This window comes from Paenibacillus soyae (genome assembly GCF_024623455.1).
GTDB lineage: Bacteria > Bacillota > Bacilli > Paenibacillales > Paenibacillaceae > Pristimantibacillus > Pristimantibacillus soyae.
Window position 1 is genome coordinate 74,350 of sequence record NZ_JANIPJ010000021.1, and the last position, 24,323, is coordinate 98,672.

The 24,323-nt window shown below is 58.1% G+C and carries 22 protein-coding genes and 2 riboswitches; of the genes, 12 read left to right on the plus strand and 10 right to left on the minus strand.

Features of this window, described 5'->3' with window-relative positions:
- The first annotated feature begins 70 nt into the window (after positions 1-70).
- From NQZ67_RS23925 to NQZ67_RS23940, 4 genes are all read left to right on the plus strand, one after another.
- Entirely contained in the window at positions 71-247 is a 177-nt protein-coding gene (locus NQZ67_RS23925; RefSeq protein ID WP_257450925.1) for a hypothetical protein, read from the plus strand.
- Between the two features lie 307 nt (positions 248-554).
- A complete protein-coding gene (locus NQZ67_RS23930) occupies positions 555-884 on the plus strand; it encodes an ArsR/SmtB family transcription factor (RefSeq protein ID WP_257450927.1) in 330 nt (109 codons plus the stop codon).
- 43 nt (positions 885-927) lie between these two features.
- Positions 928-1,521 (plus strand): YdeI/OmpD-associated family protein, encoded by a 594-nt coding sequence (locus tag NQZ67_RS23935; protein WP_257450929.1) that lies wholly within the window; start codon positions 928-930, stop codon positions 1,519-1,521.
- Positions 1,522-1,538: 17 nt separating this feature from the next.
- The gene (locus tag NQZ67_RS23940) at positions 1,539-1,724 is read left to right on the plus strand and encodes a hypothetical protein (protein ID WP_257450931.1); all 186 of its coding nucleotides are present in this window, start codon (positions 1,539-1,541) and stop codon (positions 1,722-1,724) included.
- A gap of 311 nt (positions 1,725-2,035) precedes the next feature.
- Here NQZ67_RS23940 and NQZ67_RS30435 read toward each other — a convergent pair whose 3' ends face one another.
- Genes NQZ67_RS30435 through NQZ67_RS23960 form a run of 5 tightly spaced genes read right to left on the minus strand, consistent with a single transcriptional unit; the run spans position 2,036 to position 8,932 of the window.
- A complete protein-coding gene (locus NQZ67_RS30435) occupies positions 2,036-2,431 on the minus strand; it encodes an allophanate hydrolase-related protein (RefSeq protein ID WP_306813042.1) in 396 nt (131 codons plus the stop codon).
- Between the two features lies 1 nt (position 2,432).
- A complete protein-coding gene (locus NQZ67_RS23945) occupies positions 2,433-3,836 on the minus strand; it encodes an allophanate hydrolase (RefSeq protein WP_306813043.1) in 1,404 nt (467 codons plus the stop codon).
- A gap of 11 nt (positions 3,837-3,847) precedes the next feature.
- Positions 3,848-7,498 carry an urea carboxylase gene (gene uca / locus NQZ67_RS23950; RefSeq protein ID WP_257450933.1) on the minus strand — a complete coding sequence of 1,217 codons (3,651 nt, stop codon included), beginning with the start codon at positions 7,496-7,498 and terminating at the stop codon, positions 3,848-3,850.
- Positions 7,499-7,518: 20 nt separating this feature from the next.
- Positions 7,519-8,175 (minus strand): urea amidolyase associated protein UAAP2, encoded by a 657-nt coding sequence (locus NQZ67_RS23955; RefSeq protein ID WP_257450935.1) that lies wholly within the window; start codon positions 8,173-8,175, stop codon positions 7,519-7,521.
- A 19-nt stretch (positions 8,176-8,194) separates the two neighbouring features.
- Positions 8,195-8,932, minus strand: a complete 738-nt coding sequence (locus tag NQZ67_RS23960) for an urea amidolyase associated protein UAAP1 (protein WP_257450937.1) — start codon at positions 8,930-8,932, stop codon at positions 8,195-8,197.
- 75 nt (positions 8,933-9,007) lie between these two features.
- Positions 9,008-9,110, minus strand: a riboswitch (guanidine-I (ykkC/yxkD leader).
- Positions 9,111-9,243: 133 nt separating this feature from the next.
- A riboswitch (guanidine-I (ykkC/yxkD leader) is annotated at positions 9,244-9,346 on the plus strand.
- Between the two features lie 61 nt (positions 9,347-9,407).
- On the opposite strand from NQZ67_RS23960, the gene NQZ67_RS23965 reads away from it, so the two are divergent.
- A complete protein-coding gene (locus tag NQZ67_RS23965; protein WP_257450939.1) occupies positions 9,408-10,778 on the plus strand; it encodes an APC family permease in 1,371 nt (456 codons plus the stop codon).
- 478 nt (positions 10,779-11,256) lie between these two features.
- Here NQZ67_RS23965 and NQZ67_RS23970 read toward each other — a convergent pair whose 3' ends face one another.
- On the minus strand, positions 11,257-11,985 hold the full coding sequence (locus NQZ67_RS23970) for a YceI family protein (protein WP_257450942.1): 729 nt from the start codon (positions 11,983-11,985) through the stop codon (positions 11,257-11,259).
- 300 nt (positions 11,986-12,285) lie between these two features.
- On the opposite strand from NQZ67_RS23970, the gene NQZ67_RS23975 reads away from it, so the two are divergent.
- Together NQZ67_RS23975 and NQZ67_RS23980 are read left to right on the plus strand one after the other, a co-directional pair.
- Complete coding sequence (locus tag NQZ67_RS23975; protein WP_257450944.1) at positions 12,286-12,969, plus strand: response regulator transcription factor; 684 nt, start codon at positions 12,286-12,288, stop codon at positions 12,967-12,969.
- Positions 12,954-14,390: a HAMP domain-containing sensor histidine kinase gene (locus tag NQZ67_RS23980; RefSeq protein ID WP_257450946.1), complete on the plus strand. Its 1,437-nt coding sequence runs from the start codon at positions 12,954-12,956 to the stop codon at positions 14,388-14,390. Before NQZ67_RS23975 ends, NQZ67_RS23980 begins: the two co-directional genes overlap by 16 nt.
- Positions 14,391-14,440: 50 nt before the next feature.
- Here NQZ67_RS23980 and NQZ67_RS23985 read toward each other — a convergent pair whose 3' ends face one another.
- From NQZ67_RS23985 to NQZ67_RS24000, 4 genes are all read right to left on the minus strand, one after another.
- Positions 14,441-14,851: a VOC family protein gene (locus tag NQZ67_RS23985; RefSeq protein WP_257450948.1), complete on the minus strand. Its 411-nt coding sequence runs from the start codon at positions 14,849-14,851 to the stop codon at positions 14,441-14,443.
- Positions 14,852-14,948: 97 nt separating this feature from the next.
- A complete protein-coding gene (locus NQZ67_RS23990; protein WP_257450950.1) occupies positions 14,949-16,292 on the minus strand; it encodes an AraC family transcriptional regulator in 1,344 nt (447 codons plus the stop codon).
- Between the two features lie 621 nt (positions 16,293-16,913).
- Positions 16,914-17,930 (minus strand): SDR family oxidoreductase, encoded by a 1,017-nt coding sequence (locus NQZ67_RS23995; RefSeq protein WP_257450951.1) that lies wholly within the window; start codon positions 17,928-17,930, stop codon positions 16,914-16,916.
- 78 nt (positions 17,931-18,008) lie between these two features.
- Positions 18,009-18,638 carry a GyrI-like domain-containing protein gene (locus NQZ67_RS24000; RefSeq protein WP_257450952.1) on the minus strand — a complete coding sequence of 210 codons (630 nt, stop codon included), beginning with the start codon at positions 18,636-18,638 and terminating at the stop codon, positions 18,009-18,011.
- A gap of 181 nt (positions 18,639-18,819) precedes the next feature.
- On the opposite strand from NQZ67_RS24000, the gene NQZ67_RS30730 reads away from it, so the two are divergent.
- From NQZ67_RS30730 to NQZ67_RS24025, 5 genes are all read left to right on the plus strand, one after another.
- Entirely contained in the window at positions 18,820-20,943 is a 2,124-nt protein-coding gene (locus NQZ67_RS30730; RefSeq protein WP_257450953.1) for a methyl-accepting chemotaxis protein, read from the plus strand.
- Positions 20,944-21,089: 146 nt separating this feature from the next.
- Complete coding sequence (locus tag NQZ67_RS24010) at positions 21,090-22,043, plus strand: phosphotransferase family protein (RefSeq protein WP_257450954.1); 954 nt, start codon at positions 21,090-21,092, stop codon at positions 22,041-22,043.
- Positions 22,040-23,095, plus strand: a complete 1,056-nt coding sequence (locus tag NQZ67_RS24015) for a DUF1835 domain-containing protein (RefSeq protein ID WP_257450956.1) — start codon at positions 22,040-22,042, stop codon at positions 23,093-23,095. Before NQZ67_RS24010 ends, NQZ67_RS24015 begins: the two co-directional genes overlap by 4 nt.
- Positions 23,096-23,258: 163 nt before the next feature.
- Positions 23,259-23,828 (plus strand): PadR family transcriptional regulator, encoded by a 570-nt coding sequence (locus NQZ67_RS24020; protein ID WP_257450957.1) that lies wholly within the window; start codon positions 23,259-23,261, stop codon positions 23,826-23,828.
- Positions 23,825-24,235, plus strand: coding sequence for a DUF6194 family protein (locus tag NQZ67_RS24025; RefSeq protein ID WP_257450958.1), 411 nt, complete (start codon positions 23,825-23,827; stop codon positions 24,233-24,235). Before NQZ67_RS24020 ends, NQZ67_RS24025 begins: the two co-directional genes overlap by 4 nt.
- The last annotated feature ends 88 nt before the right edge of the window (positions 24,236-24,323 follow it).

Genomic DNA, 24,323 nt, shown 5'->3' on the forward strand with positions numbered 1-24,323 from the left:
CCATTAATTGATTAACAAACCGCCATAGTCTTCGTCCGATAAATAGTACACATTGATATAAGGGAACGAGATGAATTCGGTGTCGGGCGTAACCGAGCAAACCTCGGCCGGCGTGGAGCAGGTGCTTGCCAGCGTCGAAGAGCAGACGAAGATGACCGAGGACATCGTGAGCGGGTTCAAGGAGCTTGAAAGCCTGACGAAGCGGCTCGAGGAGGTCGTGCTCGAGGACGGGGAACAGAAAGAATAAAGGGATATAAAAATAATATCCCTGTAATGTCCCTTTCAGATTCATTTAAGGATTCGTCCTCATAATAAGAACCACAACCCCCACTATTATATAGAACGACTTGGGCCCGCAGCTTCTGCGGGCCGCTTTTTTTTGGCGCGGCCAATCCGCCATTGACACGGCACCCAATCGTTGTCCTATAATTAAGTGACACTGAACGGTGTCCGATAAAGGCTATTCAAGGCAGCAGTGAATTGACAAGCTGTCCCTTCACGCATGCTATAGACTTACGCTCCTGAGTATGATGATTTTTGAAGGGGGGCTTTCTATGAACGAGAACAACCCGCTGCGGGATGTGTTCGACGCGATTGCGGACCCGACGAGGCGCCAGTTGATTCATCTGTTGGCAGAGTCGGAGGATGAGGTGCCGCTTCACGAATTAACCGCAGAGTTCGAGATAGGCCGGACGGCGGTATCCAAGCATTTGACCGTCCTCAAAGAGGCGGGACTGGTGCTGGACCGGAAAGCCGGCAGGGAAACGCGGTTTAGGCTGAACGCTTCCCCGCTGCAAGAAGTTCAGGATTGGGTCGCTTATTACAGCAAATTCTGGCGCGGCAATATGCTGCGCTTGCAGCAATTATTAGAGGAAGAAGAATGAACGGCGGCGCTGTCGTTCAAATTATGGAAGAGGGGTGTATCCCGTGACAAAGGGCGTAAGGAACACGAAGATTGATCCGTTTTTTCGAAAGGCCAAGCAGTGGAAGGAAGAATTCGAGGCGCTGAGAGAAATCGCGCTGGACTGCGAGGTGACCGAGGATTTCAAATGGATGCACCCTTGCTACACGCATGAGGGCAAAAACATCGTTCTGATCCACGGGTTCAAGGAGTACTGCGCCCTTCTGTTCCACAAAGGAGCCCTGCTCAAGGATCCTCATGGCATTCTGGTCCAGCAAACGGAGAATGTGCAAGCCGCCCGTCAAATTCGGTTCACCGGCGTTCAACAAATCGAGGAAATGCAGCTGATGCTGAAGGATTATATCGACGAAGCGATCGAGGTTGAAAAAGCCGGCCTGCAGGTAGAATATAAGAAGCATACCGAATACGAGGTTCCCGAGGAGCTGGAAAATAAATTCGTTGAAATCCCCGACCTGAAAACGGCTTTTGAAGCTTTGACGCCAGGACGGCAACGAGCGTACCTCTTCTATTTCTCCCAGCCCAAGCAGTCCAAAACCCGGGAGTCGAGGATCGAAAAATATTTGCCGCAAATTCTCGATGGTAAGGGATTAAATGATTAGCGGGGTATGAACGATAGATGATGACATTCATGTACGCCATCGTTGCCGGAGTGGTTGGCTTGCTCTTTCTCGGTCCCGCAGGTGCGATAATTGGCGGAGCAATCGGGGTACTGTATGGAGCGATCCAGTCCAACCACAGGAGAATTGTTAAACTGGAGCAAGCTTTGAACGAGCTGCGCGGCAATAAGGAAAACACCGACTAGAGCAGACAAAGCCGGGGCTACCCTTTAGCTGCTGTAGAATAACGGCGATTCTACCGCTATTTTGGCTTGAACGCCAACATTACGCCGAAATAACGGACAAATACCGTTAATAGGCTTCCTCATGATGAATCCTCTCATTCCCGAAGAAATTAGTGCCGTTTATGCCGCTATTCGAATGAGACGCTTATCATTGCTTGGAAATAACAGTATTTATTCCGCTATTTCACCCTAACTCTCCAAACAAAATGACAACGGCGACAGCCTTAACAGCTGCCGCCGTTCTTATGTTTGAACGTCGCTTCGATTGACGTCTAGACAACGTTCCGCCATCCGCCGGACTCCGTCACGTCCTCCGCGCCCGGCAGCTCTGCCGCATAGCCCTCGCAAATGAAGCCGACTACCTCCGTGCCATCGTACAGCTCGATCTTGCCGATGCCGAGCGGAGACGGAATGCCCGCGGTGAAGGAGCCAAGTCTGGCCAGCGGCATCTCCCACACCTCGAGCTGGATCGAGCCGCCGCCGGACGGCAGCTTGATCAGCCCCGGCTTCGCCGGCACGGTCGGGAGCTTCACCATCCGGTACCGCGGCGCCGTCGCCGCTTCGCGCAGGAAGACGGCTCCATGCCCCTGCATCTGCTTCTCCAGCGCGAAGCCCCGCATATGCAGGCCGCATACCGCAATTGGAATGGTTAAATTCTCGGTTGACATTTTAGGCCCCTCCCTTAGTCGGTTCAAGCTTGCCGGGCCGGGCACCAGCCACGCCCGTGGCCAAGAAGGCTTGAGCCGCCCCGCGTATATGCGCCTCCCGGTCGGCCGCCGCGAACAGCGTGATGCCGAAAGGCAAATCGTCCGCCGCGTCCTCTGCCGGCACCGCGACCGCGCACAGATCGAGCAGATTGCAATGGTTCGTATACCGCCCCATGGCGCTGTTCGTTCCGATCGGATCCTCGCGAACCTGATCGCGCGTCCATGTTCCCCCGGCCGTCGGCATTGCCAGCACCGCGCCCTCCAGCCGGCGCCTAGCCTCGAGCTTCATCGCCTGCAGCTTGTGCATCGTCCGGAACAAGGCTGCCGCCGTATGGCGCGGGTCCGCGCCCGAACGCAGGACCTTCTCAGTTACGTCGAACACGTCTCCCGGATGGTCTTCGACGAAGTCGCCAAGCCCCGCCCATCTCTCCGCCGCATAGGGACCCTCGTATAGGATGAGCGCAGCTTCCTTGTAAAAGCTAATATCGACTTCCTCGACGGGAAGGCCCGTTCCGCGTAGTCGTTCGACCGCCCCTCCCCATGCGGCGCGATATGGCTCGGCGAACGGCCCATAATACGCCAGCGAATCCGCCGAAGGGATCAGGATACGCTCAGGCATGCCGGCCGCGAAGGCCGGCAGCTCGCGCGACCACGGATCTTCCTCGTGACGCCCGCGGGCGATGCGGTCGACCGCCATCGCGTCGTCAAGCTCCGCGGCGAATACCGTTACGCAGTCCAGGCTCTCGCAGGCGGGCACGACGCCATGGACCGGCCAGGCGCCTAGGCTCGGCTTGTAGCCGACAAGCCGGTTCAGCAGCGCGGGCACGCGGCCCGAGCCGGCCGTATCGGAGCCGAGGGCGAACGCCGCTTGCCCTCGCGCGACCGCGACGGCGGATCCGCTGCTGGAGCCGCCGCTGATCAGCTCGGGACGGAGCGCGTTATGCGTCTCGCCGTACGGACTTCTCGTACCGACGAGGCCCGTCGCGAACTGATCCATGTTCGTCTTGCCGACCGGAATGGCGCCGGCCGCGATCAGCCGCCTTACGACCTCCGCATCTTCGGCCGGCTCGTAGGCGTAAGCCGGACAAGCCGCCGTCGTCGGCGCCGCCGTCCAGTCGATATTGTCCTTGATCGCGAACGGCATGCCCCAGAGCGGGAGCTCGTCGACGCTTCGGCTATCGAGCCCTCGCAGGTAGGGCTCAATTCGCCTAAGCTCTGGAGGCGTAATCCAAATGTTCATTCTCGCGTCGGCATCGGATCGCCGAATAATCTCCAGCACAACCTCCCTCGGCGTCGCCTCGCCGCTCCGGTACAACCCGCGCAAGCTTTCGAAGGTCAGAACCGCAGGTAATTTCGCTGCTCGCATCGCTATCCCCCCTATCCCGTCTGCTTCAAAATACTCACGATCAGCTGTCCCGATTGCACCGCTTCGCCAGGTCCGACGAATACGGAGCCGACTACCCCGTCGCATGGCGCCTGCTGCGCGAATTCCATCTTCATGCTCTCCTGAATGAGCAGCGTATCGCCCTTCCGGACGCGCTGTCCCGCGGAGGCGACGACCTTCCATACGCTGCCCGGCATATTGCTTCTCACCGCAACCGCATCCGCCGGCAGCTCCTCCTCTTCGGCAGGCGGAGCGGCATCCTGCTCGGATACGTATTCCGCCAGGCCAAGCTTCTTCCAGTTGTCGCGCTCCTCTTGGAATGCCGCTTGCTGCGTGGACCGGAACGCCGAAGCGCTGTCCTCGATGGAATCCAGGAATTGCAGGTATTCGCCGAGGTCGAACTCCGTCTTGACGATATCCGCTTCGAACCGGCCGCGCAGGAAGTCCTCCCGCATCGTCAGCAGCTCCTCGGCGGATACCGGATAGAACCGGATTTGGTCGAAGAAGCGCAGCAGCCACGGCTGACCCGGCTTGAAGCTCGCCGTCGGGCGAAGCTTGTTCCACATCTGCACCGTGCGGCCGACGAATTGATACCCGCCCGGCCCTTCCATGCCGTAGACGCACATGTACGCGCCGCCGATGCCGACGGCATTCTCCGGGGTCCACGTCCGCGCCGGGTTATATTTGGTCGTAACCAGACGATGGCGCGGATCGGTCGGCGTCGCGACCGGCGCGCCGAGATAGACGTCGCCAAGTCCGAGAACCAGGTAATTGGCGTCGAAGACGATGCGCTTTACATCCTCTATGCTATCCAACCCGTTGACCCGGCGGATGAATTCGATATTGCTTGGGCACCACGGGGCATCCGGACGCACGTTCTGCTGATAGCGGTCGATCGCCTCCCTCGTGGCGGGATCGTCCCAGGAGAGCGGCAGGTTCACGATGCGGGACGGCACCCGGATCGATTCCAGCGGCGGCAGCTTCGCGTCTATGTCAGCGATGCGCCGGCAAGCCTCGCGAACCGTCATCCGCGCCGGATCAATATGGATCTGCAGCGAACGAATGCCCGGCGTCAGATCAAGAACGGGCAGACTTCCGTCCTCCCGGATGGCCGACATGAGCGCGTGCGCCTGGAAGCGCAGCTTAAGGTCCAGCTCCATCGGGCCGTATTCGACCAGCACGTATTGATCGCCGCAGCAGCGTATCGTCATTGGGAAGGCGCGGCCTTCCGTCTCCCGGACCAGCACCGGATAATCGGTACGGAAGTCGGCCGCCGTCAATGCCGGCAGCTGCGAGCGCGTCAATTCCTTCCGCTCGCCCCGGCCGATCGCGTCGAGATAACGTTCCATCTCCGCCCGCTGCGCGTCCGCTTCCTCCAGCGTCAGGAGCTGGAACTTGATTTTGTCGCCCGGATGCAGCTGTCCCAGCTTCCATAGCTCGGCCGTCGCCGTCGTCGCCGGACAGACGAAGCCGCCTAGACTCGGGCCATCCGGTCCAAGCAGAATCGGCATGTCGCCCGTCAGATCGAGCGTACCAACCGCGTATGCATTGTCATGCAGGTTGGAGGGGTGCAGTCCCGCTTCGCCCCCATCCTCCCGCGCCCACAGCGGCGCCGGACCCTTAAGGCGCACGCCCGTCCGGGAGCTGTTGAAGTGGACCTCCCACTCGGTTTCCGTCAACTGAGGCAGGTAGCCCGGTAGCAGAAACTCTTCCGTGCAGTGCGGACCCGGGACAACGCCGATCGTCCATGTTTTCGTCATGGCCGGCCGGCTGGAGAGCTCCAGCTCCTCCAATGCCGAGGCCGAGGCCGCGCTTACGCCCGCTCCCGCGCCGGAATTCCGCTTCACCTGCAGCACATCGCCCGTCCGAATCGCCCTTCCGCCGTGGCCGCCGAAGCCGCCAAGCGTGAACGTCGAAGAGCTGCCGAGAATATGCGGCATGTCGAGACCGCCGGCTACGAGCAGGTAAGCCCGCATGCCCAGCTTCGCTTCCCCGAATTCCAGCACTTGGCCGCGCTTGCCGCGAACCGCTTGATACATCGGAATCGGCTCGCCGTCAAGCACCGGCTCCATATCGGCGCCGGTTACGCAGAGCGTCAGGTCGCAGCGCAGCCGGTAGGAGCCGCCGCGAAGCGTAAGCTCCAGCCCCGGCGCGTCGTCGTCGTTGCCGAGCAGCTTGTTGCCGATGCGGAACGACAGCGTATCCATCGGTCCGCATGGCGGGACGCCGACGTCCCAATAGCCGACGCGGCCCGGGTAGTCCTGCACCGTCGTCTGCACGCCGCCGTCCAGCACCTCGATTGCCCGTTCCTCCGGCCGGAAGGCGCCTAGCATGCGCGTGTAGACGTTGCCGGAAACGCAGTCCTCCTGCGACAGCAGCTCCTCCACATATTGCAGGTTCGTCGTCAGGCCATAGAAACGCGTCTCCGACAGCGCCGCCGCCAGCTTGCGTAGCGCGTCCCCGCGGTTCTCGCCATGCACGATAACCTTCGCGAGCATGGGGTCGTACAGCGTGGTAACGGTAAGTCCGTCCTTCACCCAAGTTTCGTTGCGGGCCTCCGCGGAGAAGACCGCCTGGTCGAGCTGCCCCGCGCTCGGCCGGAAATCCTGCAAGCAGTCCTCGGCGTAAATACGCGCCTGAATGCTATGGCCTTGCGGCTGCGGCACAAGCGCTTCCAGACCGGTCAGTTCGTCCGCCGCCTCGCGCACCATCCACTCCACGAGATCGACGCCGAGCACTTCCTCGGTTACGCCATGCTCGACCTGCAGACGGGTGTTCACCTCGAGGAAATAATATTCGCACGTGGACGGATCGTACAGGTACTCGACCGTGCCCGCGCTGCGGTAGCCCGTCTCAGCCGCCAGCCTGCGCGCGGATTCGAGCATGCTCGCGCGAACTTCGGCAGGCAGATTCGGCGCCGGCGTCTCCTCGATCACCTTCTGGTTGCGCCGCTGTATGGAGCAGTCCCGCTCCCCAAGCGCGACAACCTCGCCGAACCGGTTGCCGAAGATTTGCACCTCGACGTGGCGGGCCCGGGCGATATATTTCTCAAGGAACAGCCCGCCGTTGCGGAAGTTCGTCTCGGCAAGGTGCCGGACGCCCTCGAACGCCGCCAGCAGCGCCGCTTCGTCCTCGCATACGCGCATGCCGATGCCGCCTCCGCCCGCGGTGCTCTTCAGAATGACCGGGTAGCCGATTCGCTTCGCCTCGGAAGCCGCGTCCTCCGCCCGGGCGATAAGCCCCGTGCCCGGCAGCATCGGCACGCCGGCGCGCTCCGCCGCTTCCCGCGCGGAATGCTTCAGCCCGAACGTCTCCATCTGCTCCGGCGTCGGCCCGATAAACGCAATGCCGCGCTCCCGGCACGCTCTTGCGAAGGACGCATTCTCGCTAAGGAAGCCGTAGCCCGGATGAATGGCCTGCGCCCCCGTCTCGGCCGCCGTCCGAAGGATCAGCTCCGCGTCGAGATAGCTTTCTTTGGCCGGGCCGTCCCCGATCAGCACCGCTTCGTCGGCCTGATCCACATGGAGGCTGTCTTGGTCGGCCTTTGTATACACGGCCACGGACGAGATGCCCATCTTGCGGAGCGTCCGCTCGATGCGGACCGCGATGGCGCCTCGGTTGGCGATTAATATTTTGTCGAACATGTGCAATCACTCTCCGTTCTCTATTCGTTCCAGATCAGGACCCGCACCGGGGTCGGATTGTACGCGTTGCAAGGGTTGTTGAGCTGCGGGCAGTTGCTGATCAGCGCCATCGTCCGGCATTCCGACTTCAGCTCCACGTAAGCGCCCGGCGAGGATACGCCGTCCTCGAACGTCAGCCCGCCATCCGGCGTAACCGGCACGTTCATGAAGAAGTTAATGTTCGGCGCCAAATCCCGCTTCGTATAGCGCTCCCCTTCCGGATGCTTCGCCAGCTCCAGCATGAACGTGTCTCGGCAGTTATGCATGTGCAGCTTCTCGTGGGCGTAGCGAACCGTGTTGCTCTGCGCCGAGCAGGAGCCGCCAAGCGTATCGTGCCGGCCGCACGTGTCCGCGACGATCGTCAGCAGCCTTTTGCCCGATTCCGCCAGCAGCGCCGATCCCGCCGTGAGATAAATATTGCCCTGTCCCGTAATCGTGCGCGCGGCACTGTAATGATCCTCCGGATTATCCGCGTCATAGAACAGCGTATCCGCCGCTTGGTTGCCCTCCAGATCGACGATTCGCAGCACCTGCCCCGGCTTCAGCTCTTGCATCCAGCCGTCGCCCGCCGCGATGACGGCATCGTAAACGGCGTTCTCGGCCAGCCGCGGACTCTCGATTCGGTTAAAAGTCGTCATTCCTCTTCCCCCTTCATCGTTAAGCGTTATAAGTGCTGCGGCGCAGCGCGTAATAGCTCCAAGTATTCTCGTATGCCCGGCGGTTCTCCGGACGGAATCCATAACAATAATCGTCGGCGCCGACCGCCCCCTCCGCTTGGCTGAACTCCAGCTTAACGGGAACCGAGCCGTATTCCGTTCTCGGATCCAGCGGATTCGGCGTGTTCGACAGCACCAGCAGCACATCCATCTCCGTGCGGAGCACGACGGCAGCCCCTGCCTTGCCGTGATGCTCGTCGTAACGCAGCGCGCCGGTCGCATCGCAGCTAACCTTCGAGAACAGGTTGACGACGGGACCAAGATCCCTCGGACGAAGCCCGCAGCGCACCAGCTCGACGGTCAAGTTCTCCTCCCCGCTGCGAAGCCATTCGTTCCTGTGCTCTTGATAGCGGGTGATGCCGTATTTCTCGTCTGTTCCCTCCCTTGTCGTATAGCCGGAGAGAGGGTCATGCCAGCCAAGGCTGTCTTCCACGATCGCCGCCAGCACCCTGCCATTATCGCTCATCAGCGTATTTCCTTTGGTCAAATGCGCCGTATGCTGCGCCTTGAGCGTATCCGGCATGTTATACCGCTCCGTCAAGTCATCCGCGTTGTACAGGAGCAGCGATACGTTCGCCCCCGCCTCCAGCGCGGTGAACCGGATTAGGCTGCCGCGTCCGATTACCCCCGACCATTTGCCGCCCGGGCCGACGGTCATGCTCCACTTCACGTTTTCCATTGGCATTCTCTCCTTCTGCTTGCGTTTTGGGGGAAACAAAAAGGGAGATACCCCAAGACATGACGTCTTGTTGATATCTCCCAGGCTTTTATCCTTCCGTGTCGCTCCCATGCGGGAACGGTTTACTCTCGGACCAGTCCCGGCGCTTGCCGCCGGCGGAACCCTAGTAAACTGAGCTATTCGGTTTTGTTTTGATGTGACTAAAGATAACATCGATAAATCTTATCGTCAATACTTTTGTTATTTTTTCTAACATAGACTCTTTTCAAATTCGGAATTTCATGTTATATTACGTTACATCGAACCGAATACACGATGTCTTCTAGGGTTCCGCGGCGCTGGGCGCCGGGCTGGTCCAAGAGAAGACGCACGGCTTCCATGCCGTGTCCACGGAGGGACAAAAGCCCGGGAGAGATATCTTAGATATCCCTTCCGGGCTTTATTTTTTTGGATAAGAGACTGGAGGATGATGAAAATGAGCACAGCAGAGACGACGCTGAAGAGAACGCTGTCGACAAGGCATATCGTTTATTTGGGGCTCGCATGGATGACGCCGATGATTTATTTCACGGTATATGGCGTTGCCTACGAGAGTGCGGGAGGAATGCTGACACAAGCTTACTTCCTTGCGTTTGTTGCGATCTTTTTTACCGCGCTGAGCTACGGGCGCATGGCAAGGACATTCCCAACCTCGGGCTCCGCGTATACGTATGTGGGCAAAAGCTTACATCCATACATGGGCTATCTTGTCGGCTGGGCTATTCTGCTGGATTATTTGTTCTCGCCGCTAATCGCCTGCTTGACGTTCGGCCTGTTCCTTCACGAGCAATTCCCTTCGGTTCCGCTGTGGGTATGGGTCGTCGGGCTGAACGCCGTGCTGGCCGCCATCAACATTCTGGGCGTCAGCGTATCCGCTCTGCTCAGCAAGTGGTTCGTCTGGATCCAGATGGCCTTCATCGCCGTCTTCTGCTTCTTCCTCGTCAGGAACCTGTTCGCAGCCGAGGCCGAGGCCGTCTCGAGCCCCCTTCAGCCGCTCTTCCAAACCGACGTGCCGATTGCCGTCATTCTGGCGGGAGCGTCGGTCATTTGCTTCTGCTTCCTCGGCTTCGATTCCGTCACGACCATGTCGGAGGAGACCGTCAATCCCGGCCGCACCATTCCGCGCGCCATCCTCATCATCATTACGCTGGCCAGCATCCTCTATCTCACGCCGTCTTATCTCACACAGCTGCTGCACCCCAACATGACATTCAACAACGCGGATACGGCAGGCATGGAGGTCGTGCGCCTCGTCGGCGGATCCGGACTATCGGCGTTGTTCGTCACCGTGCTCGTGTTCGCGATTTTCACGCAGGGCCTGTCGTCCTTCACGACCGTCTCCCGTCTGCTGTACGTCTTCGGCCGCGACGCCGTTCTGCCGAAACGGGTATTCGGCGCGCTCCATCCGAAATTCCGCACGCCCGCCATCAATATCGTGATCGTCGCGGCTTTCTCCATGCTCGCCCTGGTCATTAGCCTGGACTTCGCGGTCAAATGCGTCAGCTTCGGCGCGCTTACGGCGTTCACCTTCGTTAACCTGTCCGTTATCTTCAAGCTGTACATTAAAGAGAAGAAGCGCTCCTTCAAGGATACGATCATGTATCTCATCTGTCCGCTCATCGGCGCCGGCTTCATCGGCTGGCTGCTGTCCCTGCTTGACGGCCAGGCGTTATGGCTCGGCATGTCCTGGCTCGCGCTCGGCGTCGTATACTACTTCTTCCGCTACCGCATCCAGCCGCTGTTCACGGCGTCGAAGAACAAGAGCCTGTCCGGCCCGTTGGCCGAGGATGCGCCGGCTTCGCGGTAGCGACTACACCCTTATTCACTACTTCTAAGCCGGCTTTTGGGAATAGAGGGGATTATACCGTTATTGCTGCTTCTAGAATGGCCTTTGAAAATAACGGCGATTGTACCCCTATTCTCTCACTCTAAGCCTACTATTGAGGAAATAGCGGCGATTGTACCTTTATTACTGGAGGTTTGGCGGATATCGGGTGTTTTGGTTCAGAATAAGGGTAGTATGTCCGCTATTTTTATGTCGGTGCTTGTTTCATAGGAAATAGAGGTACTTTTCTACCTTATTCGGGGCCATTAACAGGCGAACAGGCAGAATGGCGGCAAGTGGCTGCAAATGTCCTTTCCTATGCGCTTGGGTATCGAATAAGGGGATGATGGGCGGCCCTCCAGCCCCCATCATCCCCTTCCAGTCACTCGCTACTATCGATAAATGAGACATGACCTATGTAGTTCTCCGCAGTCTGACGACTCATAACTCCAACCCCAATTTACGCCTTCGCCAGCACCAGCTCGAGCTGCACGGACAGATCGTTTTCGGTTTCGAGCACGATCGTGTGCGGGCTCGTCATGCCGAAATCGGCGAACGTGACCTTGGTCGTGCCGGACAGCAGCAGCTGGCCGCCTTGGTACATCGCGTTCGATTCAAAAGTTACGTCCTTATCGATCCCCTTCACCGTCATCGTGCCTTCGATCGTGATCGGCACCGCCGCCCCTTCCGTCCATTCCGTCGGCACTCCGCTGATCGATTTCGCCGCGAACGTTGCTTGCGGGAATTGATCCACCGCCAGGAAATCGGCTCCCTTCACGTGGCCGTCCCGCTGTCCATTGCCGGAGTCCAGCGCGGTCATGTCGAGCACGCCCTCGCCGGTCATGGCCGAAGCGTCGCCTAGATCCACGTTCCACGAGCCCGTAACGGCTTCGTTGACGAAATTGACCGTTTCCTTTGACGTCGTAACCGACCAATATACTTTGGAGCCCGACGCGATATTCCACGCCCCGTTCAGCTGGTCCGCCGTAACGGCCGCGGTGGCCGGGGCATTCTCCGCTCCTTCGGTCGTCCCCGACTCGTTCGCCGGCGCGGACGCCTGAGGCGTTGCCATAACCGATTCCACTTCGACGTTATTACCCAAGTAATTATTCATAGCTGCATAAGCTCCCGCCCCGCCAAGCACGACTACCGCGATGGCGGCGGACACGATGATCGTTTTCTTTTTCATTATTTCCCTCCTCAAGTTTTGTGGAACGCAGTGGAGCAAAACGGCTTCGGAAGCATCCGCTTTGTTTTGTGGAACGCAGTGAAAAAACCGCTTCGGAAGCATCCGCTTTGTCATAAAAACCACTCCAAATGCGTTCGCTTCTCTACGCGGAGATCATCCGCTGCACCCAGTATACCTGTCCAATGTGTCGAGCAGATGTCGGCAGACGCGAGAAAAAAATAAACCCGAACAGGCATTGCCGCCCATGCCCGGGGTTGCTACAATGGGAGCAACATTGACCTGGAAAGGAGCGTCTGCCGCATGAAAACGATACTCGTCGTGGAGGACGAGCCCGCGATTGCCCGCGTGTTGTCCGCCTATTTGCGCAAGGCGCAGTTCGGCGTCGCCATCGCCGCCGACGGGCGGCAGGCGCTCGACTCGTTCGCGAAGGCGCCGCCCGCGCTCGTCTTGCTCGACGTCATGCTGCCGCATGTGGACGGCTGGGAAGTGCTCCGCCGCATCAGAGAAACGAGCAGCTGTCCGGTCATCATGCTGACGGCGCGAAGCGAGATCAATGACCGGCTGAACGGATTGAACCAGGGCGCCGACGATTATATGCCGAAGCCGTTCGTCCCCGAGGAGGTCGTCGCCCGGGTGCAAGCCGTGCTGCGGAGGCCCTCCCAATGGACGGACGGCGTGCGGCAGCGGCGGTTCGGCAGGCTCGGCATCGACTTTCAGGCGCAGCATGTCACGCTGAATGGGGTTCAAGTGACGCTGATGCCCCGCGATCTGGCGCTGCTGCTCTTCCTTGCGGAGCGTCCGAACCGGACCTTCACCCGGGATCAGCTGCTCGAGCATGTATGGGGAGCGGATTACGAGGGGAGCGACCGCGCGGTCGACCTGTCGATCAAGCGGATTCGGCAGGCTCTGTCCCACTGGCCGGCGGAAGAAGGGGACATACGGACTTTAAGGGGAACGGGGTATCAATTTTGGATCGAAGCCTAAAAAAACAAACCTCGCTGTTATCCTATTGGACCGCCCGTTATTTCTTTATTCTATGCATCGGGCTGCTGGTGCTGGCCGCCGCCGCGGTCTGGTGGACGAGGCAGCAGACGATGGACAGTCGGCTGCAGACCGTCGAGGTGCTCGCGCAGGACATCGCCGACCGCTTGAACGGGCCGGACGGCACGGTCGTCGTGCCGCCGGATTTGACCAAGCTGCTGAATAAGCGGGCGCAATATTTCCAGCTGGGTTCCGGTATCTGCCTGCTCGTCACGGATCTCTCGGGCAAGCTGCTGTACGCGTCCGATCCGGTGACGCAGGAGGAGCTGCCTTACAAGCTGAACGCTAGCCTCGACAAAGCGCTAGAGCCCGGCATAAAGGCGATTATCGCGCCGATCGCGCATGACGAGGAGAAGATCGGGCAGGTCACGATTCTGCAGCCGATCCGGCCGCTGACCAAGCTGACCGACGTCTGGTGGGCATTCGGACTCGCGCTCGTTAGCTTAACCGCTCTCGGCTGGCTCACGATTTATTTGCTGTCGAAGAAGCTGTCGCGCCCGATCCGGATGGTAGCCTCCGCCGCCCGCGATATCAGTCAAGGTCATTACGACATCAAGCTCGACGCCCAGACCAAGGAACGCGAGCTCGGCGAGCTCATCCGCTCCTTCAAGGAGATGGCGGGCAGATTGAAGCAGCTGGAGCATTCCCGGAGCTTCATGCTGGCCGGGCTGACGCATGAGCTGAAGACGCCGGTCACGTCGGTGAAGGGACTTATTTTCGCGGTGAGGGAGAAGGTGGTGCAGCAAGAGGAAGCGGATGAGTTTCTCGATATCGCGCTGCAAGAGTCGGCTAGGCTGGAGAGAATGGTCGCCGACCTGCTCGACTACAACGCGCTGGCCGCCGGCATCGTGCATCTGGAGCACGATCGCTTAGACGCTTCCACTCTCATCGGCGAAATCGTCTATCAGTGGAGGCTGCTTCAGGGGGAGCTGATTCCCGAGCCGGCGCTCTCGCTTCCCGAGCAGCCGGTGTACATCGAAGGCGATTCGCTGCGTATCCAGCAAATCATCGTCAATCTGCTCAACAACAGCCTGCAGGCCCGGCATCCGGACCGCGCGCTGCAGATCGAAATCACACTGAGGGCGCATGACGAAGAGGGAACGGCCGAAATCACGGTCTGCGACAACGGCGTCGGCATCCCCGCGTCCGAGCAAAACCTCGTATTCGAACGGTTCTTCCGCGGGGAGAAGAAGAAGCTCGAGTCTCGCGGACTCGGTCTCGGCCTCGCGTTCAGCAAGCTGCTGGCGCAGGCGCAGCACGGCGATCTAACGTTCGATCGCAGCACGGAGGCGGGAACGTCATTGACTCTCGCCCTGCCGCTCGCCTCTACCAGGCAGCAGCAGGCGGCGGATAAGCCATTGTAACAGAAAGGGCTGCCCATCACTCTGAACGGGCAGCCCCTCTCTATCTATTTTTACTCGCGGCAGATCATGATCTTGTTGCCATCGGGGTCCTTCACAACAAACCAGTGGTCGTGCTCGATTTCGGTTACGAGCTCGGCTCCCAGCTCTTTCATGAACTGCAACGAGCCCTGCAGGTCCTCGGTCAACAGCATGAAAGCTGGCGTCTCGATCGACGGGGCGCCGCCCGGCTCCCGGCCTCCCCACGCCGGCATCGTATCCAGAATGATGCCCGTCCCTTGCATCGGCAGCGGGCACAGATGCCCGTTCATAATGGCGCAATCCGCTTCGTTCAGCCCAAGGATTCGGCAGTACCAGCTCCTCGCTTTTTCGATATCCCGCACGGGAATGAAGACGCTCCCGATTTTGTTCTTGACCGGGCTGCGGCGTTCGGCCGCCTCTTGCTCTTGCGAATGCTCGCTCATCGTTTTCCCTCCGTGAATTAGCTTAAATGCCTTTGGCATCATAAAGGGCCGGTAGCTTTCCGGCATTTCATCGCCTGCTGTTTTTCGGTTCAAGCCTTCATCTCCTCTGCTCCCCGCGCAATCGCACCGGTACTCTGCACTCCGCGAATGCTCCCTGATCCTCGCTATCGTCCAGCAGGTAACGGACATGCCATTCCCGTTCCCCGTCCGGCTCGTAATCGGCGGACGTGTCGAGCCATCGGTGCATCTTCTCCAGCACGCCGGTCATCGATCCCCCTGCCGCCGTTCTTAGGCACGCGTAACACCCTCCGCCCAGCATGGTTACGCTCTCCCCTTCCATAAGCTGTAGCCCTTCGTCCGGCAAGAAAAGGATCACCTCGTAATAGGTAACCTCCCCCGGCGGAAAGCCGCAGCTCATCCCGACGCCGATCCGTTCATCGTCCGCAAGACCATTCCGCTCCAGCCATGCGACGGAAGCCTGATCGGCCTTCGACACGCCATCGTCTCCCTCGGCGCGAAAGACGATCGCCCTCTCCGGCTGCCGTTCTTCGAACCGGATCGTCTCGATTCGGGCATGCCGCCGGACGGGGAGACATAGCTTTAAGCGGGCGATCTTCCCGTTAAATTGCTGGTACTCCTCGAGGAAAAAAGGCCGTTCCATCTCGAAGGCGCTCTGCGGCAGCCACTCCGATACGATCCGGTTCCAGGCGGCCTCGATGACCGCGCCGTCTCCCGCAGGCGCATACGTGACGGCATACAGTCCGCCAGGCAGCTCGCAGGGTCGCCAGCCGTCATCGAGCGGAAGAAGCTCGTCTCCGTCGTCGGAAGGGACAACCGCGACTTCATAACCTTGCGCTTCCGTCAGCTCATTCGAGTCGACGTTCCATCCGAATAAAGCCATCCGGGAAGCATCCATGCCTCGACTTGCCAGCTCCTCCCCGGCCGAGCGCAAGGCTATCTCTTCGATGCCCTTCTCCTGCTCCGCCGCATACACCTTGCTTACTCCGCGCCTTGCGGCCAGCCGCACGACCTTGACATCGGGGAATCGCTCCGATACTTCCCGCTTCTCCATGTAGTCCACGCGCTCCGACAGGGAGATGCGTTCGAAGCTGTACACCAGCTCCGCTTTTCGGTACAGGCCGGGCGTCATGCCCGTATATCGTTTGAAGGTCTGGATGAACGTCTGATACGAGTCGAAGCCGCACCGGAAGCCGATATCGATCGCAGGCAAGCCGGTATGGCGAAGAAGGACGGCTGCTTCGCTTACTCTTCGCTTCCTGATGTATTCCTTGACGGGATGGCCGGTCATCGCGTAGAACATCCGGTACAAGTGCGGCAGCGATAAGGACGCCGTCTTCGCGATCTGCTCGAGCGGCAACGGTTCATTCAACCGTTCTTCAATATAGTCGATCGCGCGCTCAACCGAGTGGTTCGTGGGCAACACATCCCTTCGTTTCCGTTAAGAGCAGCTCATGACCTAAGAATACCAAATGATTTCCATGCTGGACTATCGTTTTTTATCAAAAACCGGGGGCACGGGCAGCCATTGGCGGGAAGCTTGAATTTTGGGGGACATATCGATGAGTACAGGGAAGTTGATGAGAACAGGAAAGTGGATGGCGGGGGTGGGGGCTTGCGGAACTGAGAGGCCTTATTCATCGGAGATTGGGGCTTTTTAGGGGTCTAGCGGAACTGAGCGCCTTTATTGCCTACGATTTCAACAAAATGACCATTGAAACAGGCAAATAACGGCTCTCCGTTCCGTTACCTTTTAAAAAAGGCCGAGTTTACGCGAAATAAGGGCGCTGAGTTCCGTTGCGGCTGGGGTTGGGGCAGCGAATGCGATTGCGACTACGATTGCAACTAGGACTGGGGCTAGGGCTGCGGATACAACTGGGATTGCGACTTGAACTGCCACCGTGTACGTGACCGCAACTAGAAACTTGCGGACACGACCTGCCCCGCAACGCATGCTTCGGTGTTGCCCAAGACAAAAAGAAAGGCACAGCCTCCTCAGCATGTAGAGGGCTGCACCTTTCATATGAGTGTTGCCTATGACACGCTATTCCTTAATCGCAGCCGCCGCGGCTTCCAGCGCGCCGATGACCCTGTCGCACCAGGCGTCGAATTCCGGGTCCTCCTCCTGGAGCTCCGGATGCGCGAGCACGTGGTCGATCGTCTGCTTGATGCCCTGGTCGAACCGGGTCGTCGCCGCGAATTCGGGAACGAGGCGCTTCAGCTTCGAGTTGTCGAACACGACGGTATTCGCTTTGTCCCCGAGCAAGCCGCCCTTGAAGTCGTACGGGCTGCAGGCGTCCAGGAAAGAGGACGCGACATGGACGGCGTTCAGCTTGACGCCTAGGGCGGACGCGATCGCTTCGTAAATTTGATTCCAGGTGAGCGACTCGTCCGACGTAATATGTACGGATTCGCCGATGGCATGCAGATTGCCCATCAGTCCGATAAAGCCTTTGGCGAAGTCGCTGTTATGCGTCATCGTCCAGAGCGAAGTACCGTCGCCGTGGATAATAACCGGCTTATTCTCGAGCATCCGCTTCGCGACCTGCCAGGAGCCTTTGTCGCCATGCACGCCAAGCGGAATGGAGCGTTCGCTGTACGTATGGCTGGGCCTGACGATCGTAATCGGGAAGCCGTTGTCGCGATACTGCTTGATCAGATATTCCTCGCACGCGATCTTATTGCGGGAATATTCCCAGCATGGATTAGACAGCGGCGTCCCTTCCGTAATCCGATAGTCCGACAGCGGCGTCTGATAAGCGGATGCCGAGCTGATGAACATGAATTGCTTCGTCTTGTCCTTGAACAACCGATAATCCCTCTCGAGCTGGGACGGCACGAACGCGATAAAGTCCGCGACAACGTCGAACGACATGCCTTCGATAAGCTGGGCTACCCGCTCCTCGTCGTTAATGTCGGCTTGAATGATGTGCACGTTCGGCGGCAAAGCCTCGTTCCGGCTGCCCCGATTGATAAGGTACAGCTCGCAGCCGTTCTCCGCCAGCTGCTTCGTAATGGCCGAGCTGATCGTGCCCGTTCCCCCGATAAACAACGCTTTCATCTGTTGCTCCACCTCCGCGAAATAGATAAGGACTCCCGTCTACGATAGCATGGCGGCGGGCGGAACACAATCGGACGGTCAGCCCTCTTCCCGCCTCCTAACCGGCTGCCTCAGAATCGTCTTCATTCTGGCCGGATCCGTTATTTTGCGCGGGTCGGACAGATACACTTCATGATGCGGTCCATTCCAGAGAAGCCCTTCCGCTTCCATAAAATCGTGCAGGATTCGCAGCGTCTTCGGCTCCTCGGAATAAGGACCAGCGTGCAGGATCTGCACGCACAGACCCTCGCGCAGCCTCGTCCATTCGACTTGATGAACGCGCGCTAGCCCTTTCTTTTTGGCCGCCGCCCGCTCCTTGGCATCCCGCACCCTACCTTCGTCGACGTATTCGGGGAGCCGAATAAGCAGCCTCCATCGCCATTCCTCTCTTGGCACATCCAGCCCATACGCTTCCGAATCGACCCACCACAAGCCCTCGAGCTTGGCTACGGTGAAATCCTTTCCCTCTTCCTTGCAGCGGAATTTCACGCCGTATGCCACCGTATACAGCGCTTCGGTCGATTCCGCAAACGCCGGACCGTCCGGCGAGCCTTGGCCCTCGATGGACAAATAGGCCAGCTCCTGAAACGAAACGACTTTCGGCTTGCCCGAAGCGGTGTAATAGGCCTTATCCATTTTGGCCAAATCCAGCTTTTGCCCTGTTATCATTCATGCCCAACCTCCTTTATTGTCGCGCTTTAGTATAATCCATTAAATCTGACAAGTAGCTGTCATACTTCTTCCGGGTAACTGCTCATAATTTCCTGCTGCAGCGAGCTAAAATAACCGCTTCTTCTATCCGATGTACTCCTTTGGCTACATATTTTATGACAACAGGGGGAATACAATAGTGAAGCTCGGTAAATTATCCATGGCCTTCCTAAAGCCGGCAGCCCTGCTGCTGAACAGGCTAAAGTACACGCAAAAATTTATGGTGATCGGACTGATCATCCTTCTTACCTTAAGCTCCTTTGGCTACATGCTGCTCAGTACAAGCACGGCGGATCTGAAGGACACGAAGGGCCGGAAGAACGGAATTGCCTACATTCAGGAGCTAAAAGGCTTCATGAGCACCGTTCAGCAGCATCGGGCGCTCGCGAACAAAGCGATCAGCGGCGATGCGGACGCAGAGCGAGAGCTGCCTGCCAAACAGGCGGAAGCCGATGCTTTCATCACCGCAATCGAAGAAGCCTCGTCGGGTTACGCCGCCGATTATTATCATGCGGAAGAGCTGAACGAGCTGAAGAAGCAATGGGAGGAAATCAAGCAAGGCGTCAAGAGCTACACCTCCCCGCAAAACTATGAGAACCATGTCGAGCTGATTGAAGGCATCTTGGATTATCTGCACGATGCCTCGGACGATTCCAAGCTGACGCTGACCACGAGTCTCCAACGTTACTATATGGTTGACAACGTCGTCGATGAAATTCCGCAATTAACGGAGCTTCTGGGCAAAGCCCGCGGACTCGGCATTGGCGCAGCGACCCGCGGCTTCTTCGCTCCCGGCGAGAAGGAGCAGCTGTTCCCGCTGGTCGGCTCGATTGAAGCCTCCTTGACCAGCATCACAGACAACTTTGAAAAATCGAACTCGACCGAATCCGGCCAAGAATCGGTGCAAAGCGATTTGAACAACATGAACGCCGCGATCGAGCTTTATCTGGACCAGCTTCATTCCTCGATGCTGCTGTCGGATGATATCACGATTTCTTCCGACGATTACCTGGCCGTCTCGAGCGCGGTCATCGATTCGACCTATAAGCTTCTCGACAATCAAAGTGCGCTTCTCACGGAAATGTTCGAGCAGCGGATCGAGCAGCTTACTGGGCAAATGACTATGTACGCTTCGATTCTCATCGTCGCGATGCTCCTTCTGACGTATCTGTTCGTCGCGTTCTCTCATTCCGTGAAGCGCGCGGTGTCGAGTCTGGCCGACGCCGCTTCCGCGATGGCTGCGGGAGATCTGACCGTCCAGCTGAAGCTGGAGTCCAAGGACGAGTTGGCCTATGTCGGTCAATCCTTTAACCAAATGGCCGAATCGATGAGAGGCATGATCCGTACAACCGTCGATGTATCCGATCAGGTTGCATCCGCGTCCGGCCAGCTGCGCGCGGCGGCGGAGGAGACCGTGTCGGTGAGCGCGGAGAACGCCAATGCCGTCTCTCACATCGCGAGCGGCATGGAGTCCCAGCTCAAAGGCGCCGAGGAAACCGGCAGGGCGATGGAGGAGATGTCCGTCGGCATTCAGCGTATTGCCGAGTTCGCCTCCGACGTCTCCGAGAATTCGGCGGTGGCCGAGCAGGAGGCGATTAACGGCGGAAGCGCGATCGAACAAGCCGTGCGCCAGATGAACACGATTCATGAATCGACGAGCCAAACCTCGAGGGTCATTCATGCTTTGGGCGAGCAGTCCAAGCAAGTAGAGGCCATCATCGCGGTTATCAGCGGCATCGCCGAGCAGACGAATCTTCTCTCTCTGAATGCTTCGATCGAGGCCGCGCGAGCGGGCGAGCATGGCAAAGGCTTTGCCGTAGTGGCCGGCGAAGTGAAGAAGCTGGCCGAGCAGTCGCAGAAGTCGACCGGGGAGATCGCCGCTATCATTTCGCAAATCCAGGCATCGGTCCGGGAAGCGGTTCTGGCGATGGACGGAGGCTACCGCGAGGTGGAGGCCGGCACGGCCATCATTCAAGAGGCAGGCGTCGTATTCGGTCGGATCGCGGCCTCCGTTCACCAAGTCGCGGAACAGATTCAGGACATCTCGGCTTCCTCCGAGCAAATCTCGGCCGGAACCGAAGAGGTCACCGCTTCGATGCAAAACATCGTTTCGATCTCACACGCATCCGCCGGCAGAACCCAGGAAATGTCGGCTGTCTCGGAGGAGCAGCTGGCGACGATGGAGGAAATTTCGAAATCGGCGGCTGATTTGAACGAGCTGGCAAGCCAGCTGAAAACGATGGTCGGCCAGTTTAAAATCTAGCTTATTTAAAAATAGAGCGATCTTCAGCGCTAACGCAGCTGGAGGTCGCTTTTTTTGTTTGGATGGACAAGGATTGCGGGGAGGCCGCGGTGAATGTAGAAGGGGAATGGAATGGGGTACAAATGGTGGAAAAAGGAGGGATTTCCGTGACAACAACCGGTAACCATACTTTATCGGACCAAGCCGCCGCTTGGGTGATCGACTCCATCCAGCCCGGCGCAGCTGTAGTGTCGGCGGAACGGTTGAAGGGCGGCGTTTCTTCAGTGGTCCATGGCATTACTCTGCTCGCCGACGGCAACGAACGGCATGTCGTGCTCCGGCAGATCGATAATGCCGACTGGCTGCAGAGCCAGCCGGACATTGCGCGCCAGGAGGCGGAGAGTCTTCGCAAAGCATTGCTTGCCGGCGGAGGGCGGACACCGGCGCTTCTTGCCTATGACGAAACCGGCAGTCAGAGCGGCATGCCGGCCGTGCTGATGTCGCGGCTGGAGGGCAGGGTGGTGCTCGAGCCCGCCGATATGAGCCTCTGGCTGGACGGTCTGGCCCGCGAGCTCGCGCTGCTGCACGGCATCGAGGCGGAAGATCACGCGTGGACATTCGGGGCTTATGCCGACGCGTCGAAGCTCGATGCTTCCCGCTGGACGAGCATACCGGAAGCGTGGAAGACCGCCTCGGCGATCGTGACCGGGCATCGACCGGCCTTCGAGAAACGTTTTATCCATCGGGATTATCATCCTTGCAACGTTCTCTGGAAAGACGGCGAAGTAAGCGGCGTCGTCGATTGGGTGAACGGCTGCATCGGCCCGGCTGGCGTCGACGTCGGCCACTGCCGCGTGAACCTGGCGCTGCTGCATGGCGTCCGGCAGGCGGACGAGTTCCTGGAGCGTTATCGGCATTACGCCGAAGAGTCTTTCGCCTACGATCCCTACTGGGATCTCGTCACGTTGATCGACTTCGCCTTCTGGCAGCCGGAAGTGTATGCCGGGTGGACCGATCTTGGCGTTACGGGGCTGACCGCCCGGCTAATGGTGGAGCGGCTGGACGCGTATGTGTCGAGCTTGCTGCGGCGGTACGAGGATATGCGGGAGGACGGACGGTGAAGGAGCACCAAGCGATCAAGAAGGCGATTAGCCGTCTTAGCGAAGAAGACGCGAAGCAAGCGCTCGCGTTAGCCATGCTGCATGTGCGCAGTCTTAAGGAAGGGGAGGGGCAGCCGGAGGATGGGACAGCCCCGTTAATTCGGTTATATGACGGGCTAATCGGATTGCCGGACAAGATCGGCATCTGGGAGCCCGTTCCCGACTGCTCGCACGTGCATGTCGTCATCGGCGACTCTTTTGCGGGGAGCATGAAGCACGCGCTGGAGGAGCTGGGGTGGTCGGAGCGGCACAAGCTGATCGTACTTCGCGATCCGTACGCGATAGGACCGCTCGCGGGAATAGACTCGCCGCAAGGCCGGCAGGCGAGGTACGAGTGGCTTCGCGATCATATTGCAGAGGCTGATGAAGCCTACGCCTCTTTGGAAGAGGAGTACGAGGAGCTTCTTCGAAGCATTCAGCGCATTCCGGACCATGCGGAAGTGGTCGTCTGGACGGGCGGCAACGCCTTCGAGCAAGCCGGTATGCGGCATGCCGTTTATTTGCTAGGCGGGAAGGGGAATACCGTGTCCCTCTATAACACCACCGAGATAGGCGAGAAGCTGGACAGCGATGCCCGTGTCCGAAGATCTTTCAGATCTTCGGGGGAGCTCTCCTCGAAGACGCTTCAGAAGGCATTAACTCGCATGAGCCCTAGCGATTGTCTTCTGCTCCCATCGGGTAGAGCCAGGCTGGCGGAGGAGTGGAAGGCCTTGTCGGAGAAGGCCGCGGCGCTCCGCATTTGGAGCGAGGGGATGGTGCTTGAGGTGCCGGCCGATTATTATGACGACTACTTGCTGGAAACGCTGGACGGTATTACGCCTCCCGCAGGCAGTGACGGCTTCATCCGGGCGGCCCGGCTGATCGGGCAGGCATTCGGCCATTGCGAGCAGGTGACGAATGACTCCTACCTGGAATATCGGGTAAGAGAGCTGGTCTATGCGGGCAAGCTGGAGATCAAAGGCGTTCCAGCAGCCATGCGGTTCTATAGCGTAAGGCGGAGATCCGTCCAATGAAAGAAGCGGCAGTTCCGGACAATGGTTGTCCGGGGCTGTCGCTTTCAATTTTGGCGATTTATAACAGCTATTCAAATTTGACTAGTGAGGATCATAGAATTATAATATGTAGCATCACTATTCAAGTTTGATTAGTTGAATAGTTAATAAGGGGGAGGTAATGATGTCCGCTGTTAGATTACTCGTTCTAGGTTCTATTCTTCGAAGAGGAACTAGTCATGGGTATGCCGTTTTAAGCGATATCACTTCCTGGCATGCCGACACTTGGACTAACGTAAAGCCCGGATCCATTTACCACGCCTTAGACAAGCTGGAATCGGAGGGGATGACAAGCTCCGTCACCTCAGATGTCAATGTAAAACCTGGTCCATCGCGTAAGGAGTATACGGTCACTAAGAAGGGCGAAATCGAATTTATGGCTCTACTTGAATCGGCACTTGTAAGTGTTGACCTTCAGCAGTTTTCAGCAGGGATTGCTTTTATGAACATGTTATCACGACAGCAAATAGAAGCGCTTTTACAGAAACGCCGTATTGCACTAGAAACATCGATTCAATTCTTGAGGGGTTTGCCAATGGAGGAACTCCCATCTGATCCTTCCAAGAATCCCGAACTTGTTGGTATCTGGGTTAGTTATGTTGAGAATGAGGCAGCAACTACAGAGAGAATATTGGCAAATGTTCAAGCAGGCAAATACGAGTTTAATTCCAAAATGATGGAGGGAGAACGATGACGCAGGAGGATTTTGACGCATTCATTATGGGATTGCAGGACGTGCACAGAGAAGTGAACTTCGGATATTCGTTCTTTTTTGTCGGAGACGATCAGCGCTTGCCGTTTGTAACCATCGCTGAATCAGATAATGATTACGACCATGTGTCCAATCTTAATCGAGAAGGCGTATTTCGCCTCAACATTGGAGTTAGCAAACAGACATTTAAAAACCTCATTGCTGAACGGACGGAAGAAAGCATCGACTATTCGATATTGAACGAGTTCTTACCTCATCCCCAATATTCACGTCAATTCTTTGTTTGCATTCTTAATCCAGTCGGAGAGAAAGCAGAAATAACGAAGCAACTGATTGTTGAAGCACATTTGATTGCAGAAGGACGACTTCAACGCAGGAGCGATAGCTAGGGGAACCTATCCTAACGGAACTCGCAGACGTTATTCGCTAGATTTCTGGTAGCATGTGGCTCTTTATGGAACTGAGAGCCGTTATTTG

Coding starts and splice junctions, on each gene's coding strand:
- NQZ67_RS23960 (WP_257450937.1), bottom strand. CDS start 8,932: ATGGAAAACGTGAAGTGGAGCATGACCGTCGGCCCGGGCGGCAAATGG.
- NQZ67_RS23970 (WP_257450942.1), bottom strand. CDS start 11,985: ATGAAAAAGAAAACGATCATCGTGTCCGCCGCCATCGCGGTAGTCGTG.
- NQZ67_RS23965 (WP_257450939.1), top strand. CDS start 9,408: ATGAGCACAGCAGAGACGACGCTGAAGAGAACGCTGTCGACAAGGCAT.
- NQZ67_RS30435 (WP_306813042.1), bottom strand. CDS start 2,431: ATGTCAACCGAGAATTTAACCATTCCAATTGCGGTATGCGGCCTGCAT.
- NQZ67_RS23940 (WP_257450931.1), top strand. CDS start 1,539: ATGATGACATTCATGTACGCCATCGTTGCCGGAGTGGTTGGCTTGCTC.
- NQZ67_RS23945 (WP_306813043.1), bottom strand. CDS start 3,836: ATGCGAGCAGCGAAATTACCTGCGGTTCTGACCTTCGAAAGCTTGCGC.
- NQZ67_RS23930 (WP_257450927.1), top strand. CDS start 555: ATGAACGAGAACAACCCGCTGCGGGATGTGTTCGACGCGATTGCGGAC.
- NQZ67_RS24025 (WP_257450958.1), top strand. CDS start 23,825: ATGACGCAGGAGGATTTTGACGCATTCATTATGGGATTGCAGGACGTG.
- NQZ67_RS23955 (WP_257450935.1), bottom strand. CDS start 8,175: ATGACGACTTTTAACCGAATCGAGAGTCCGCGGCTGGCCGAGAACGCC.
- NQZ67_RS24020 (WP_257450957.1), top strand. CDS start 23,259: ATGTCCGCTGTTAGATTACTCGTTCTAGGTTCTATTCTTCGAAGAGGA.
- NQZ67_RS23925 (WP_257450925.1), top strand. CDS start 71: ATGAATTCGGTGTCGGGCGTAACCGAGCAAACCTCGGCCGGCGTGGAG.
- uca (WP_257450933.1), bottom strand. CDS start 7,498: ATGTTCGACAAAATATTAATCGCCAACCGAGGCGCCATCGCGGTCCGC.
- NQZ67_RS23985 (WP_257450948.1), bottom strand. CDS start 14,851: ATGAGCGAGCATTCGCAAGAGCAAGAGGCGGCCGAACGCCGCAGCCCG.
- NQZ67_RS24000 (WP_257450952.1), bottom strand. CDS start 18,638: ATGATAACAGGGCAAAAGCTGGATTTGGCCAAAATGGATAAGGCCTAT.
- NQZ67_RS23995 (WP_257450951.1), bottom strand. CDS start 17,930: ATGAAAGCGTTGTTTATCGGGGGAACGGGCACGATCAGCTCGGCCATT.
- NQZ67_RS23975 (WP_257450944.1), top strand. CDS start 12,286: ATGAAAACGATACTCGTCGTGGAGGACGAGCCCGCGATTGCCCGCGTG.